At 69.2% G+C, this 15,191-nt stretch carries 16 protein-coding genes; 12 read left to right on the top strand and 4 right to left on the bottom strand.

Annotation, left to right across the window (positions count from 1 at the left end; translation table 11 throughout):
• Positions 1 to 56: 56 nt before the first annotated feature.
• From BW981_RS06315 to BW981_RS06260, 12 genes are all read left to right on the top strand, one after another.
• Positions 57 to 1,529 carry a methyl-accepting chemotaxis protein gene (locus tag BW981_RS06315; RefSeq protein ID WP_083712206.1) on the top strand — a complete coding sequence of 491 codons (1,473 nt, stop codon included), beginning with the start codon at positions 57 to 59 and terminating at the stop codon, positions 1,527 to 1,529.
• A 58-nt stretch (positions 1,530 to 1,587) separates the two neighbouring features.
• Complete coding sequence (locus BW981_RS06310; RefSeq protein ID WP_076437318.1) at positions 1,588 to 2,055, top strand: response regulator; 468 nt, start codon at positions 1,588 to 1,590, stop codon at positions 2,053 to 2,055.
• 114 nt (positions 2,056 to 2,169) lie between these two features.
• Entirely contained in the window at positions 2,170 to 2,451 is a 282-nt protein-coding gene (locus tag BW981_RS06305) for an STAS domain-containing protein (RefSeq protein WP_076437316.1), read from the top strand.
• A gap of 5 nt (positions 2,452 to 2,456) precedes the next feature.
• Complete coding sequence (locus BW981_RS06300) at positions 2,457 to 2,816, top strand: response regulator (protein WP_076437777.1); 360 nt, start codon at positions 2,457 to 2,459, stop codon at positions 2,814 to 2,816.
• 18 nt (positions 2,817 to 2,834) lie between these two features.
• Positions 2,835 to 5,177, top strand: a complete 2,343-nt coding sequence (locus BW981_RS06295; RefSeq protein ID WP_175624061.1) for a chemotaxis protein CheA — start codon at positions 2,835 to 2,837, stop codon at positions 5,175 to 5,177.
• Positions 5,174 to 5,683 (top strand): chemotaxis protein CheW, encoded by a 510-nt coding sequence (locus tag BW981_RS06290; RefSeq protein ID WP_083712205.1) that lies wholly within the window; start codon positions 5,174 to 5,176, stop codon positions 5,681 to 5,683. Before BW981_RS06295 ends, BW981_RS06290 begins: the two co-directional genes overlap by 4 nt.
• A gap of 66 nt (positions 5,684 to 5,749) precedes the next feature.
• Complete coding sequence (locus BW981_RS06285) at positions 5,750 to 7,552, top strand: methyl-accepting chemotaxis protein (protein WP_076437313.1); 1,803 nt, start codon at positions 5,750 to 5,752, stop codon at positions 7,550 to 7,552.
• Positions 7,553 to 7,554: 2 nt separating this feature from the next.
• Positions 7,555 to 8,442, top strand: coding sequence for a CheR family methyltransferase (locus tag BW981_RS06280; protein ID WP_244560238.1), 888 nt, complete (start codon positions 7,555 to 7,557; stop codon positions 8,440 to 8,442).
• Entirely contained in the window at positions 8,439 to 9,029 is a 591-nt protein-coding gene (locus tag BW981_RS06275; protein WP_076437310.1) for a hypothetical protein, read from the top strand. The genes BW981_RS06280 and BW981_RS06275 overlap by 4 nt, the downstream gene beginning before the upstream one ends.
• Positions 9,029 to 10,132 carry a chemotaxis-specific protein-glutamate methyltransferase CheB gene (gene cheB, locus BW981_RS06270; RefSeq protein ID WP_076437308.1) on the top strand — a complete coding sequence of 368 codons (1,104 nt, stop codon included), beginning with the start codon at positions 9,029 to 9,031 and terminating at the stop codon, positions 10,130 to 10,132. Before BW981_RS06275 ends, cheB begins: the two co-directional genes overlap by 1 nt.
• A gap of 10 nt (positions 10,133 to 10,142) precedes the next feature.
• On the top strand, positions 10,143 to 10,529 hold the full coding sequence (locus tag BW981_RS06265; RefSeq protein WP_076437307.1) for a response regulator: 387 nt from the start codon (positions 10,143 to 10,145) through the stop codon (positions 10,527 to 10,529).
• A gap of 190 nt (positions 10,530 to 10,719) precedes the next feature.
• On the top strand, positions 10,720 to 11,277 hold the full coding sequence (locus BW981_RS06260; RefSeq protein WP_076437305.1) for a glutathione peroxidase: 558 nt from the start codon (positions 10,720 to 10,722) through the stop codon (positions 11,275 to 11,277).
• Between the two features lie 163 nt (positions 11,278 to 11,440).
• On the opposite strand, the gene mog is transcribed toward BW981_RS06260, so the two are convergent.
• From mog to BW981_RS06240, 4 genes are all read right to left on the bottom strand, one after another.
• Positions 11,441 to 11,974: a molybdopterin adenylyltransferase gene (mog, locus tag BW981_RS06255; RefSeq protein WP_076437774.1), complete on the bottom strand. Its 534-nt coding sequence runs from the start codon at positions 11,972 to 11,974 to the stop codon at positions 11,441 to 11,443.
• Between the two features lie 132 nt (positions 11,975 to 12,106).
• Entirely contained in the window at positions 12,107 to 13,270 is a 1,164-nt protein-coding gene (locus tag BW981_RS06250; protein WP_076437303.1) for a GNAT family N-acetyltransferase, read from the bottom strand.
• Positions 13,267 to 13,560, bottom strand: coding sequence for an EscU/YscU/HrcU family type III secretion system export apparatus switch protein (locus tag BW981_RS06245; protein ID WP_076437302.1), 294 nt, complete (start codon positions 13,558 to 13,560; stop codon positions 13,267 to 13,269). The genes BW981_RS06250 and BW981_RS06245 overlap by 4 nt, the downstream gene beginning before the upstream one ends.
• Positions 13,557 to 15,107, bottom strand: coding sequence for a flagellar hook-length control protein FliK (locus BW981_RS06240; RefSeq protein ID WP_076437300.1), 1,551 nt, complete (start codon positions 15,105 to 15,107; stop codon positions 13,557 to 13,559). Before BW981_RS06240 ends, BW981_RS06245 begins: the two co-directional genes overlap by 4 nt.
• Positions 15,108 to 15,191: the final 84 nt, after the last annotated feature.

Genomic DNA, 15,191 nt, shown 5'->3' with positions numbered 1-15,191 from the left:
CGGTTTACCGCGTTTAGCTACGGTTCGGCGACATTTGTGCCGGGAACCGCTCCATCATGCACGCACTGGCTTTCGAGGCCGAGCGCCTGCCGCCGCGCGCGGCGGCAGCGACGACGGACCACACGCCTGCCCCGGGGGCCGAGCGCGCCGTGCGCGAGATCGCCGAGCGCTTCGGCAAGCTGGGCGCGGAAATCACCGACATCGCGGGACGCATCGGCGACGTGACGCGGGAACTGGAGGGCCAGACCGATGGCCTGCGCCGGGTTGTCGGTGCCGTCGCCCAGGTCTCCGACGCCAACCGCGCAATCCAGCAGTCGGCCGAGGGCGCGCAGGCCGCAGCCTCCTCGGTGCGCAGCGGCCTGGAGCGGGTGACCAGCTCGGTCAAGCTCGGCCTCAACGCTGCCCAATCCGATATCGGGACCCTCGCCGAAGAGGCGCAATCGATGTCGCGGGCGCTGGCGCAGGCCGTCGCCGACGCCCACAAGGCCCGTGCCTCCAGCGACGCGATCCAGTCCATCACCCGCGAGATCCAGCTGCTGGCGATCAATGCCGGCGTCGAAGCCGCGCGCAGCGGCGAGGCGGGGCGGGGCTTCGCCGTGATCGCGGCGGCGGTCAAGACGCTAGCGGAACAGACCCGCGAAGCCACGGCCGCCAGCGCTGGCCAGCTCGACCAGCTCGTGCGCGCCGTCGATGGCCTGTCGCGCCGCAGCGAAGGCAACGCGCAGACGGCCGAAAGGGCGATCAAGGGCAGCCGAACGATCGCGCAGCAGCTTGGCGAGTTCGACAGCTTCGGCCGCTCCGTCGTCGATCTCATCGGCGGCATCGAGGCGATCTCGCAGCCCACCCGGGAGAATGCCGCCGCCTGTGCCAAGGCGGGGCAGGACCTGGCGGCGCTGGTCGCGGGCGTCGACCACTCGACGGACAATCTCGAACAGGCGGCGCGGCGTACCGACGCCCTCGTCGCGATCAGCGAGGGCATCCTCGGTTCGATCGCGGCATCCGGTGTTCGCACGGCCCAGTCGGAGCTGATCGCCACGGTGATGGAGACGGCAGAGGCAATCTCGGCCCTGTTCGAGCAGGCGCTGCAGCGAGGCGAGATCGGCATGGCCGAACTCTTCGACGAGGCCTATCGCGAGGTGCCGGGTTCCAATCCGGTCCAGCACATGACGCGGTTCGTCAGCCTGACAGACCGGCTGCTGCCGCAGATCCAGGAGAAGCTGCTGGAGTCGAACGCACGCATCGTGTTCTGCGCGGCCGTCGACCGCAACGGCTTCCTGCCGACACATAACCGCAAATATGCGCAGCCGCAGGGCGCCGATCCGGTCTGGAACAACGCCAACTGCCGCAACCGCCGCATCTTCGACGACCGGACCGGGCTGACGGCGGCGCGCAATCGCAAGCCTTTCCTGCTGCAGAGCTACCGCCGTGACATGGGCGGTGGCGAATTCCTGGTGATGGAAGACCTGTCGGCGCCGATCATGGTGCGGGGCCGGCACTGGGGCGGCTTCCGGATCGGGCTCAAGGTCTAACGCCGCCGGCGCCCGGGTTTTTGTGTGTTGAGTCAGTGAGTTCTGTCAGGCCGGCATCATGCATATCGCGCCTTCCTTCCCAAACCTCTCAGTCCTGCTGATCGATGCGAGCCCGCATTACCGGCGGATCATACGCACGATGCTGTATCAGGCGCAGCTCCACCGCATCTTCGAGGCGGCCGACATCGCCTCTGCGGCGACGGTCTTCATCCAGAAGCAGCCCAACATCGTGATCCTCGACTGGGACCTGCCCGACGGGGGCGGCCCAAAATGCCTGACGGCAATCCGTTCGCAGAAGACCTCGCCTTTCGCCAAGGCGCCGGTGCTGGTGATGATGGAGCGCCCGGACAAGCGCGCGGTCGTGCAGGCGGCCAAGCTCGGTGCCCATGAGATCGTTACGAAGCCGATCTCCCCGAACAATCTCTGGATGCACCTGTCCGGCATCATCAACGTGCCGCGGAAATACCGCGAGAACGAAGGTCGGGTGACGTTGGTGCCGCGGGCCATCAGCAACAGTATGTTCTAAAGTCGCGGTTCTGCCTCGCTCACGTCCAAAATATTGACGGCCGCGCGAAGGTTTAGTGAAATTTTTACCAGTTCCGCCCGAAGCTTGACCACGCGTCATTCCGGGTTGAGCTCAATGGTCATCACCGTCTCGCTACCAGCTTTCCTCGGCCGCTCCGAGGCTGCCGCCTTCCGCAACCAGTTGCTCGTCGCACTGGAGCAGAAGGAGAGCATTGCCGTGGAGTGCGCCAGTGCCGGGCCCCTGCCCAGTCTCTGGGTCCAGCTCCTCCATTCCGCAGCCACAAGCGCGGCGGCGCGCGGGCTCTCGGTCACGCTCAAGGCGGCCTCTTCGGAGTGCCGTCAATCCCTGCAGGCGATCGGCTTCAATGCCGCGCAAAGCGCTCTCGTTCTGGAGTGACCGGCATGAAAATCCTGGCCATCGACGATACCAAGACCCTGCTCAGCCTCCTGAGCCTCACGCTGCGCAATGCAGGCCACGAGGTGGCCGAGGCCGAGAACGGCGAGGAGGGGCTGACCAAATTCGACCAGTTCAAGCCCGACGTGGTCATCACGGACCTCAACATGCCGATCATGGACGGCATCGAGTTCACACGGGCCTGCCGGGCGCGCCCTGCGGGCCAGAACACCCCCATCATCGTGCTGACCACCGAGAACGGCGCAGAGATCAAGGCCGAAGGTCGCCGTGCGGGCGCCAGCGCCTGGATGGTGAAGCCGTTCGAGCCCAATACCCTGCTCGGCCTCGTCGCGCGCTACCAGAACTGAGGCTGGCCGATGGATCCGTTGGCAGAACTCAAGCAAACGTTCTTCCAGGAATGCGAAGAGCTCCTTGGGGCGCTGGAGCTCAAGCTCCAGGCGCTCGAGGAGGGCTCGGTCGATCCGGAAGACGTCAATGCCGCCTTCCGCGCCATCCACTCGATCAAGGGCGGAGCGGGCGCTTTCGGTTGCACGGAGCTGGTCGGTTTCGCCCATGTCTTCGAGGCTGCGCTGGACCATCTCCGCTCCGGGCGCGTCGCGATCGAGGATGCGCCGTTCTCGCTGTTCCTGCGCTGCTCGGACGCCGTGGCCGATCTGGTGTCCGCCGCGCGCAACGACGAGCCGGCCACCGAACGCCCGGATCTGCTCGCGGCTCTCGCCCAGGTCGGGCAGGACAGGGTCAGCGCTCCCGCAGCTGCCGCCGCGCCGGCCCCTGTCGCCGCGGCGCCGGCTGCGCCCGCCAAATCCGATGACGCGCCTCCCGGCATCGCCGCGCTCGGCAATCTGCTCGCCATGGTCGAGGCCAAGGCGGGTGCTGCCGATGCTCCGTCCACCGCGGCAGCGAATGACGGCTGGGACGACGAAGCTCCGGCGCCCGCCAAGCCCGGCCGCGACGTTACGCTGAGGATCCGGCCCGAATCCGACCTGTTCCGGCGCGTCATCGAGCCGCGCGTCGTGCTCGCCTCCCTGCCGGCGGACGACATCGTCTCCATCATGTGCGATCTGAGCCGCGTTCCGCCGCTCGAAAGCCTGGACGTCACCGATTGCTGGATGGGCTTCGACGTCGCGCTGCGGACCGAGATGTCGGTCGAAGAGCTGCACGGGCTGTTCGACTTCACGCTCGCGGCCGAGGAGTTCACGATCGAGCAGGGCGACGCGGCCGTGGCCGCGGCGCCTGCCGCCGCCGCACAGGCGCCGGTGTCCGCTCCCCAGCCGGCTCCCGAACCTGCTTCCACCTCCGAGGTGCCGAGCACGGTGGCTGCCGATCTTTCGGCGATCCTTGCGAAGCTCGGCCCCGCGACCGAGGCTGCCGCCCAGCCGGATATCCAGCCGGCGCCCGCGCCCGTAACCCCGGTGCACGCTGCCGCCGTGCCGGCGGCGGAGCCTGCCGCGGCGCGGGCTGCCGCGGTCCGCGCGCCGGCCAATGACCAGGCGGCGGCACGCCAGCGCCAGGCCGTCAGCGTGCGCGTCGATCTCGACCGCATCGACAAACTGATGAACCTCGTCGGCGAGATCGTCATCACCCAGTCGATGCTGGTCGAATGCGTGCGGTCGCTGCCCTATGATGTCTATGCCAAGACCGCCGAGGGCATCCTGACTCTGTCGCGCCAGACCCGCGAACTGCAGGACCATGTCATGGCGGTCCGCGCGCAGCCGGTGAAGGCCGTGTTCCAGCGCATGCCGCGGCTGGTGCGCGAACTCGCCCAGACGCTCGGCAAGGAAGTGCGCCTCGTGCTCGAGGGCGAAAACACCGAGGTCGACAAGACGATCATCGAGGAACTCGCCGATCCGCTGACCCACATGATCCGCAACTCGATGGATCACGGGCTGGAGACGCCGGACGAGCGCGTCGAGGCGGGCAAGCCCCGCGAGGGCGTGATCAAGCTCGTCGCCGAGCATCGCGCCGGCCGCATCGTCATCTCCGTGACCGATGACGGGCGCGGGATCAACCGCGACCGGCTCCTGATGAAGGCGCGCTCGCGCGGCCTCGTCGGTGCCGACGAGCGGTTGCAGCCGGAAGAGATCGACCAGCTCATCTTCGCCGCGGGCCTGTCCACCGCCGAGGTCATCAGCGACGTCTCGGGCCGCGGTGTCGGCATGGACGTGGTGCGCCGGAACGTCGAATCGCTCGGCGGCCGCATCTCGGTCGATTCCGAGCCGGGGCGTGGCTGCAAGTTCACGCTGGCCCTGCCGCTGACGCTGGCCGTGCTGGAAGGCATGGTGATCCGCTGCGGCGATGACCGCTACGTCATCCCGATCGCCTCGGTGATCGAGACGCAGCATCTGGCTTCCACGCCGATCGAACGGCTGCCCTTCGGCCAGGAGGTCCTGCGCTGGCGCGGCGAGGTGACGCCGCTCTACCGCCTCGGCGACGTGATGGGCTCGATGGGCACCACCAACGAGAACATCGTGATCATCGCCGAGACCGAGCGCGGCAACAATGTCGGCATCGCGGTGGACGAGATCGTGGGCCAGCAGCAGGTCGTCGTGAAGAGCCTCGAGGCGAATTACGGAGCCGTCAACGGCGCCTCTGCCGCGACGATCCTGGGCGACGGCCTCGTCGCCCTGATCCTGGATATCGACTCCATGCTGCGTCTTGCCGCCCATAGCGAGCGCAATACCCAATCTGACCTCAAGATGGCTGGATGACCATGACCCTCCAACTCGGCGAAAAGCACTTCTCGTCTGCGCAGCCGGAAGCGGCGGCGCGTCGTATCGTCACCTTCAAGGTCGGCGATCGCACCTTCGGCATCGATGTCGGCATGGTCCGCGAGATCAAGGGCTGGCAGGCGACGACGCCGCTCCCGCATGCCTCGGCGCATGTGCGCGGCGTGCTGAACCTGCGCGGCGTGATCCTCGCGGTCTACGACCTGCGCACCGCGATCGGGATGGGCGTCACCGATGCCACCGCGACCCATGTCATCGTCGTCGTCGATGTCGAGGACAAGACGGCGGGCCTGCTGGTCGACTCGGTCTCGGACATCGTCGACGTGCCGGTCTCGGCCGTGCGTCCGGCTCCGGACCTGGAGCGCGACGAGCACGGGCTGATCGAAGGCCTCGTCCTGCTCGATACCGACATCGTCGCGCTGCTCGATCTGGCAGCCGTGATCAGGGACGGCGGCGAAATTCAGGTCAAGACCAGCCGCGCCGCCTGATCCATTCCTGCAAGAAGCCCGGCGTTGCGTGAGAGAGCGGGCAAGACCAAGAAACGAACGGATTTCATGGGCAACGCGCTCGGCCCTCTCTCACCGCTCTCGATCAGCCAGCCGTTGAACGCAGCCGGCTCGGCGCTGCTCGCGGCGGGCTGTGTCTATGCCGGCAACGCCGCCGGACTGCCGGCCGGCGGGGTCGCGGCAGCTGCCCTCGTGGCAGGCTTCGGCAGTCTCGCAGCATGGCTGGCGACACGGCGCATCAAGCCGCTGCGCGAGGCATTGGTGCGCCTGGCCGAAGGTCAGCCCGGCCCGATGCCCGCACCGTCCCAAAGCGGCGAGGCCGGCGAGCTCGCCCGTGCCCTGGCGTCGCTCAGCGGCAAAACGACGGACGCGGCCCGCATCCGCGCAGCGCTCGACCAGGGCCGCAGCGCCGTGATGATCTGCGACGCGAAGGGCCATGTCGTCTATGCGAGCAAGGCGCTGCTGCGCTTCTTCGCCGAAGCGCAGGACGATTTCCGCGCGGCCTTTCCCGGCTGCTCCGCCAAGGACATGCTCGGGCGGGTGATGGAGCGCATCGGCGCCGAGCACCGCGCCCGCAGCGGCGAGGCCGTGGAGATCGCGCTGGGCCGCCGGACCGTCCGGCTGGTGCTCACGGCGCTCGAGCAGGACGGCTCGCAGGCGACGGCTGTCGAGTGGCAGGAGCTCAGCGGCGACCGCGCCTTCTCGCTGGCGCTGCGCGAGATGGCCGCAGCGGCCGCCGAGGGCGATTTCTCGAAGCGCCTGCCCGTTTCTCCCGGCTCCGGCTTCAGCGAGGCGGCAGAAGCTCTGAATGCAGTCGCGGCCTGCGCCGAGGAGGCGCTCCATGACATCGCGACGGCCGCCGAGAGGCTGGCATGCGGGGATATGACGGGCCGGATGACCGGCCGCTACAGCGGTGCCCTGGCCACATTGCAGGCCGACCTCAACGAGGCGCTGGACCGCATCGCGCTCACGCTCGAGACGGTCCGTGCGGCGGCCGACGAGGCGGCCTGGTCGGCCGACAGGGTCGCAGGCTCGGTCGAGGATCTGGCTGGGCGGACGGGGCAGGGCGCCGGCATGCTCGGCGAGGCCACGGTTTCTGCGGGCGAGGTCGCCGCCAGCGTGCGCAGCAGCGCCGCCCGCTCCCGCGAGGCCGCCGATCTCGCCGGCGCGACCATGGGGGCGGCCGAGCACGGGCAGGGCGTCGTGGCGCAGGCCGTGGGCGCCATCGAGCGGATCGAGACATCCTCGTCGCGCATCTCCGACATCGTCGGCGTGATCGACGAGATCGCCTTCCAGACCAATCTGCTGGCGCTGAACGCCGCTGTGGAAGCGGCCCGGGCGGGTGACGCCGGCAAGGGCTTCGCCGTCGTCGCCTCCGAGGTCCGGGCGCTGGCGCAGCGCTCGGCGCAGGCGGCCAAGGACATCAAGGGGCTGATCGCAACCTCCAACGGGCAGGTGGGGGAGGGCGTGCGCCTCGTCCGCGACACCGGCGAGGCTTTGGGCCGGATCGTCGGCGCCGTCGGCAAGGTTTCCGCGATGGTCGCGGACATTTCCACCGCGACCGCCGAGCAGGGGCGCAGCGTCGAGGCGATGAGCCGCAAGGTCGGGCAGATCGACGGCGAGCTGCATGAGAGCGTGGAGCTCGCCAGGCAGAGCGCCGAGGCAACGGCGGCGCTCGGCGATCAGATCGCCCGACTGCAGCAGGCGGTGGCGGGCTTCACCACCGCCGCCGCCCAGCCGATGCGGCCGGCGCAGGAGCGCCAGCCCATCGCGGCCACAGCCTTCAACCCGGCGCAACGCCGCGTCGCAGCAGGGGGCCGGCCGGCTCCGCTGCGTGCAGGGAACGGATAGTCATGTCGCGATCAGGCCTCGTCCCTCTCCCCCCCATGGGCTTCGCATCGCCCGCGTCCGCGGCCGACGTCACGCTGACGCGCGACGACATGAAGTTCATCGCGGCCCTTGTCTATGAGCAGGCCGGGATCGTCATCCGCGAGCACAAGGAAGCGATGACGCGCGGGCGCCTGGCCCGCCGCGTCAAGGCGCTGGGCCTCAACTCGGTGGCGGAGTATTGCGCCTTCCTGAAGACGCCTCAGGCCGCGGGCGAGCTGCCCGAGCTGATCAACGCCGTCACCACCAACCACACGGCCTTTTTTCGCGAGCGCCACCATTTCGACCACCTGCGCAAGGATGTGATGCCGCGGCTGGTGCAGGAGCGGGCGAGCCGGAGGGGCCGCATCCGCATCTGGTCGGCGGCCTGCTCCTCGGGCGAGGAGCCCTACTCGATCGCGGCATCCTGCCGCGAGGCGATCGGCAACCGTCACGACATCGATTTCAAGATCCTCGCGACAGACATCGACACCGACATCCTGGCGCGGGCCGAGGCCGGCATCTATCCGACCGATCTGATCGAGCGGCTGCCGGCCGATGTGAAGCCGCTGATGAAGCTGGAGGGCAACGCCGCCCGCGGCGAGGTGCGCATGGCGGACGAGATGCGCCGGATGATCGCCTTCAAGCGCCTGAACCTGATCGAGAAATGGCCGATGAGCGGGCCGTTCGACGTGATCTTCTGCCGGAACGTCTTCATCTATTTCGACACCCAGACCAAGGCTTCGATTCTCGACCGGTTCGTAACGCTGCTCGCGCCGGGTGGCTTCCTCTATCTCGGCCATTCGGAATCCTTGCCGCAGCCGCACGCCAATCTTCGCCTCATCGGCCGGACGATCTACGAGAGGACAGCATGAGCGTTACACGGTCCTCTCGCCGCTATTTCGACCCGCGCTTCGACGCGACGATCATCACCGTCGCTCCGGGCGAGCATGAGATCACCTCCGCCAAGGACGAGATCGTCGCGACCGTGCTGGGCTCCTGCGTCTCGGTCTGCATGCGCGATCCGCAGGCCGGGGTCGGGGGGCTCAACCATTTCCTGCTGCCGAAGAACAACGGCAGCGACGCCAATGCCGGCGAGCGTTATGGCGACACCGCGATGGAGGTGCTCATCAACGGCCTGCTGAAGCGCGGTGCCAGGCGCGCCAATCTCGAGGCGAAAGTGTTTGGCGGTGCGCGGGTGCTCTCGGGCGCGACGATGCTGGCGATCGGCGACGGCAACATCGCCTTCGTCAACGAGTTCCTGAAGCGCGAAGGCATTCCGATCGTCTCCAAGGATGTCGGCGGCAACCGCTCGCGGAGGATCCACTACCAGCCCGCGACCGGCCGGGCCTGGGTGCAGCACGTGCAGTCGACCGCGCGCGATCCCGACCAGCAGCAGGAAATGGCCTACCTCAACCGGCTCAAGACGCAGCCGGTCGCCGGTGAAGTGGAGGTGTGGTGATGAGTTTCACACCCTCGTCCACGGCCCCTGTCAAAGTACTGGTCGTCGACGACTCCATCCTGATGCAGAAGCTGATGACGAAGATCATCGATGCTGCGCCGGGCTTCCAGGTCATCGGGGTGGCCGGCTCCGCCGAAGAGGGCTGGGACGCGATCCAGGAGTTGCGGCCGGATGTCGTCACGCTCGACCTCGAGCTGCCGGGCCGGCACGGGCTGAAGCTCCTCGCCCGCGTGCTGAAGCAGGACCCGCTGCCGGTGCTGATCGTCTCGGCTTTCGGCGGGCCGGGCGCCGACAACACCATTCAGGCGCTGGAACTCGGCGCCATCGACTTCATCGAGAAGCCGGACGGCACGACCAACACGCTCGAAGGCTTCATGGCCCATCTCGTCGGCGCGCTTCAGCGCGCGGCCGGCAGCCGCAAGATGATCGCCGCCGCACGCCAGATGGCACAGCCCTCTGCCCTGGCCTCGGCGCGGCCTGCATCGGCGCGCGAGCCGATGCGCCCGGGCAAGACCTCCTTCATCGCGATCGGCGCCTCGACCGGCGGCGTCCCGGCCGTGCAGACGGTGATGCGCGACCTGGCGCATCTGCGGCTCCCCATTGCGGTCGTCCAGCATATGCCGCCCGGCTACACCGCGAAGTTCGCGGGCAGGCTCGCCTCGGCAACCGGTCTCGACGTGCGCGAGGCGGCCGATGGCGACCGGCTCAGGCCCGGCATGGCAGTGGTCGCGCCGGGCGGGCCGCGCCACCTGGAAATCGAGGAGCGGCGCGGCGAATTCATCTGCTGCCTGAAGGAGGGTCCGCTGGTCAGCGGGCACTCGCCCTCCGTCGACGTGATGTTTCATTCGGTGGCGCGCAGCATCGGCGCCCAGGCGCTCGGCATCCTGCTCACCGGCATGGGGCGAGACGGCGCAGACGGATTGTTAGCCATGAGGAAGGCCGGGGCGGAGACGTTAATCCAAAGTGGGGAAACCTGCGTGGTAAACGGGATGCCGAAAGCGGCCTTCGAGATCGGGGCCGCCGACAGGGTGGTGCCGCTGGGCCAGATCGGCGCGGCTGTGAGCCACCTGCTCGGCGAGCGCCCCAATCTGCGGACGGCGTGAGGAGACGGACATGTCAAAGGCCAGAAGCGAGTACCGCATCCTGGTGGTGGACGACCAGAAGAGCATGCGCGGCCTGGCGACCTACTTCCTGAAGCAGATCGAGTTCCAGGACATCGACGAGGCGGAGAACGCCCGCGAGGCCCTGATGAAGATGCAGACCAAGCGCTACGATCTGCTTCTGCTCGACTGGAACATGGAAGGGATGAGCGGCATCGACCTGCTGCGCGCCATCCGCTCGGTGCCGGAGCTGAACCAGATCAAGATCATCATGGCGACCTCCGAGCGCTCGGTCGACAAGATGGACGAGGCGACCTCCAACGGGGCCGACCATTACGTCGTCAAGCCCTATGAGCTGCGCGACCTCGAAGTGCGGGTGAAGAAGGTCCTCGCCTGCTGAGGCCTCGGCATCGAACCGAAAAGTGGCATCCACTTTTCGGAACCATGCGATGCCCCTGCGATGATCCCGCCAGGCCGCCTGGGCGGCTCGCGCCAATGTGCATTGCCGATGCGCCCCGGAGCCGAGAGGCTTGCGGGGCGCATCCGTTCGTGCGCGCTCGACGTATCTGCATCGTGCGGAGGAGGATGCGATGATGGATCGGCGGATGGTGATGGCGGGGCTGGCGGCGAGCGTGATGCCCGGCGCGGCGAGAGGACAGGGCGCGGCAGGAGGCGCATATGGTTTCGCCTTCGGCAGGCCTGACGGAAAGACGCTGCCGCTTTCGGACTACCGCGGCCGGCCGATCCTGATCGTGAATACCGCCACCCGCTGCGGTTTCGCCGGCCAGATGGCGACGCTGGAGCAGCTCTGGCAGCGCTATCGCGAGCGCGGCCTGATGCTGGTCGCCGTTCCGAGCAATGATTTCGGCGGGCAGGAGCCGCTGGAGGGCGCCGCGATCGCGCAGGCGGCCCATGACGAATACGGCGCGACCTACACCTTCGTCGACAAGGCGCCCGTGCGCGGGCCGGAGGCGCATCCCTTCTATCGCTGGGCGGCAGCCTTGAAACCGGCCGAGGCGCCGCGCTGGAACTTCCACAAATACCTGATCGGCCGGGACGGCTCGCTCGTCGGCGGCTTCGGTGCCGCGACGGGCCCGCTGGCGCCGCAACTGGTGCAGGCGATCGGGCGGGAGCTGGGGACGGGCTGAGCTGTTTCTCCTGGGCTCTTCATCGCGGTCATCCCGGACAAGGCGAAGCGAAGATCCGGGATCCATTCCGGAACGCTGATAGGAAACCTTCCGGCATGGATCCCGGGTCTCCCCGCGGTCGCCCGGGTTGACCCGCGATTCTTTCTTGCAGGAAGACGGAACCCTACTTCTTCGGCCGGAACGCCGCGATCACCGCCGGATCCGTTTCCAGATAGGGGCCCTCGATCAGGTCGATGCAATAGGGGATCGCCGGCATCACCGCGTCGAGGCATTCGGCGATGGCGCGGGGCCGGCCCGGCAGGTTGACGATGAGCGTCCTGCCGCGGATGCCGGCGGTCTGGCGCGACAGGATCGCGGTCGGCACCTTGGCGAGGCTGACCTGGCGCATCAGTTCCCCGAAACCCGGCATCGGCTTCTCGACCACGTCCTCGGTCGCTTCCGGCGTCACGTCTCGCGGGGCTGGGCCAGTGCCGCCCGTGGTGACGACCAGACAGCAGCCTTCGCGGTCGGCGAGCTCGATCAGGGTTTGCGCGACCAGCGCCCGGTCGTCGGGGATGATGCGGGCGACGGCCTCCCAAGGCGAGGTGAGGACCTTCTCGAAATAGGCCCGGATCGCGGGACCGCCCTCGTCGGCATAGAGACCGGCCGAGGCGCGGTCCGAGACGGTGACGATACCGATCCGGGCTATCGAGGTCATCGCCGTCTCCGATGCTGCGGAAATGAGATCGACCATCGGGATGCCCTCGAAGGGGCGCGCGATGGCCGAGCCGTACGCCAATTTTCTGACGAGCGGCGGAGCACCGTGGTTAGCGACGCGTCGGCGTGCGGGTCAAGCGCCGGGCTTGGCAGCCCCCTTCTGCCGGTGCCGGTGCAGGACGGCCCGCAGGCGTCTCATCCAGTAGCGGGCGGCCGCGGCAATGCGCACCGGATCGAACCCTTTCTTGCCGATCTGCATCACGACATTGCCCATGCGCCGCCTCTCGCCCCAGACATAGGTGCCGGCATCGACCTCCTCGCCCGCGCCGCTGTCGAAGAAGGCGGGCGGCGCGCCGCCCAGGTCGGCGCGCAGCATCGCGACGGTCAGCAGCCGGCCCGGCGAATGGCGGGCCTCGGCTTCGTCATAGGCGATCTTGAGGAAATGGCGCCGGCCTGCGCTTTCGAGGAGCAGGCCCATCGCCAGCGTCTTGCCGTCGAGCAGCAGGGCGTCCACCAGCACGCCGTCCGCCTCCGCGAAAAGCTGCACCAGCCGGCGGATATAGCGGGCATGATCGGGATCGCAGGCGATGGCGGTGCCGCTCTTGCCCTTCCAGCCGGCGGCTTCCAGCACCAGAAAGGCCTCGAGCGCTTCGCTCGCCGCGGCGCCGCGGCTGCGGCGGAAGGTGAGGGCGCCGCTGCGGCCGACGGCGCGGACCTGCTGCATGCGCTTCTTGTAGCGGGAGCCGAGCGAGCGGCGCAGATAGCTTTCCGGCTCGTCGCCGGGTCGCGGGATCATGACCGGGCGCGACCAGCTCTCATAGACTGCCATGCTGCCGCCGATGTCGGCGCAAGCCTCGGACAGGGCATCGAATCCGGGCCCTTCGAGCGGCAGAAGCGGAAGGCTCAGGCTGTGGGGAAGGTCGCCGGAGGCCAGCACATGGCGCATCAGAGCGCGGCAGGCGTCCGCCGCGCGGTCGCGGTCGACCACCGGCAGCGAGGAGACCTCGTAGAGCGGCACCAGGGGCGAGACCAGCACGGGCGCGAAGCCGCTGCGCGGCCCGCTCATCCGGCGGAAGGCCCAGACGCCCACCAGCCTCTCGAAATCGAGCGCCTCGCTCAGCCAGGCGCAGAGCACCACGATCTCCTCGGGTGGGACGAGCTTCGTCGCAGCGCCCACGGCGGCAGGGGCCATATGCGGATTGGGTTCCAGCGCATGGCCCGCCAGCTCGGCGAAGGCCTCGCCCAGCCCGGCATAGGCGGCTGCGTCAAGCCGCCGGACGACGATGCCGCTGTTCACGAGCGCCGGCCGCCGCGCCTGACGCGGTCGAGCTCACCGCGCAGCGACAGCACGAAGGCGATGACCTGCGCGGTGGCGCGGTAGAGCTCCTCGGGGATCTCGTCGTCGAGCTCCACGGCGGACAGCGCCTGCGCCAGCACGACATTCTCCTCGACGGCGACGCCGTGCTCGCGCCCGGTCTCGACGATGCGATCGGCCAGCTCGCCGCGGCCCTTGGCGGTGACGCGCGGGGCGCCGTGCCCATCATATTCGAGCGCGACAGCGATGCGGGGCGGGCGCGGCGCGCTCATGACAGGCGGTCCAGGAACTGCCCCGCGGTGGGCTGTGCGACCTGCGGGCGGCCCGTATGGACATCGACCGCCCCTGCGCCGAAATCGGCATGGAGCAGCGCCGATTCCAGGCCGGGCGCGGCGCCGCGCAGCATCTGCCCGGTTTCCTCCCGCTCGGCCCAGAGCGTGACGCCGACGGCGCGGCCCTGCAACGTGACGACGCCCTGCAACGGCCCCATCGGCTCGACGTCGAGCGCGAAGCGAATGCGCCAGACCGGCGGCGAGATGCCCTCGACGCTGCGGCGGGGCGGGTCCCGCTCGACCTGCAACGGCAGAATCGCGGTCCCGTGATGGAAGGCCAGCGGGATCTCGGTCAGCCAGCGCTGCGGCGTGGCCTGCGGGCTCTCCGGCCGGGGCGTCTCCAGCGGCAGCGAGGCATATTGCGTCAGCTTGATCCGGTCGAGCCCCGCATCGGTCTGCTTGAGCACTGTCGCTGCGATTGAGGCAGGCGTGTCGCCGGGGACGATGCTGCGTTCCGCTGGGGCCTGCGGAGCGAGCGGGCCGTCGCGGCGCGGCGGGGGCGGGGCGATTGTGTCCTGAAGCGTGACATGGCTCCCCGCCTGTGCCTGCCGCACTGTCTGGGGCGAGGGAGAGAGAGCCTCGATCAGGGGCGCCAGCGTCTGGCGCAGCGCCGTCAGCGCCGCCTTGAGATCGCCGGTGGGCGGCACGACGCGTCCGGTGGCGGCGTTCGCCTCCATGAACAGGCCTGAGGCCTTCACCGCCTCCTGCAGCCTTGGGCCGGTCAGCTGCGCCCGTTCCACCGGAATCGCCTGGGCCAGGACATGATCGACCGCTGCCAGCATCGACTTCGGCAGGGCGAGGGCCAGCGCGCCCTCCGAAATTCCACGCAGATTGGCAAAGAGCGGCGCGAGGCTGTCCTGCCGCTGAAGCGCGGCGCCGAGCATCGGGCCGATCAGCGCGCGAGGCGAGGGGGTCGGCGCGGCGTCGGGGCTTCCGCCGGGGCCGCGCACCATGTCCGCTGCGGGACCTGCTTTCACCGCGGCTGCTCCGGCGGGGCCGGCCTCAGCAGACGAGGCGGCCGGGGCGGGTGCCGGCGGCGCCGAACCCGAAAGCGCGACTGGCGGGGCGGCGGCTCCTGCGGCACCTGACTGCGCGACCGTGGCCGGGAGCACGGGTGGGTTGCCGAGGGCAGGCGGTGCGGCGGGCGCCGGCTGCGGCGCGGTCCCCGCTGCCGGGGCCGGGCTTGGCAGGGTTGGGCGGGGGCGGATCTCGACGAGGGTGGCCCGAAGATCGCCGCCCGGCCGTTCGGGCGCCTCGAGGCGCAGCATCAGCGTCGCGCCGGGCTGGAGCGCGGCCTCCTTTGCCTGGGCACCCGCGAGCACGAGCGAGACCTTGGCGTCGCCGATCGCGGCGGTCGCGGTGCCGTCCGGCTCCAGCGCCAGCAGGCGTGCGGGCACGGTGCGCCCGGCCGTCAGCGCGCCGGCCTGGTCCAGCGCCTGCATCAGCAGCGCGAAGTTCTGGCTCTGGATGAGCTGGGCGAGATTCATCGGGTGACCGCAAGAGAATGCGTCACGGTCCCAGAAAAGCTTAAGGATTTCCTTGCGCGGCCGGCGGAGGCGCGGTGCGGGGCT

Origin of the sequence: Allobosea sp. TND4EK4, from assembly GCF_900156025.1 — a bacterium.
Taxonomy (GTDB): Bacteria; Pseudomonadota; Alphaproteobacteria; order Rhizobiales; family Beijerinckiaceae; genus Allobosea.
Note: the sequence above shows the minus strand (reverse complement) of the source record. Positions and strands in the feature narration are given on the sequence as shown.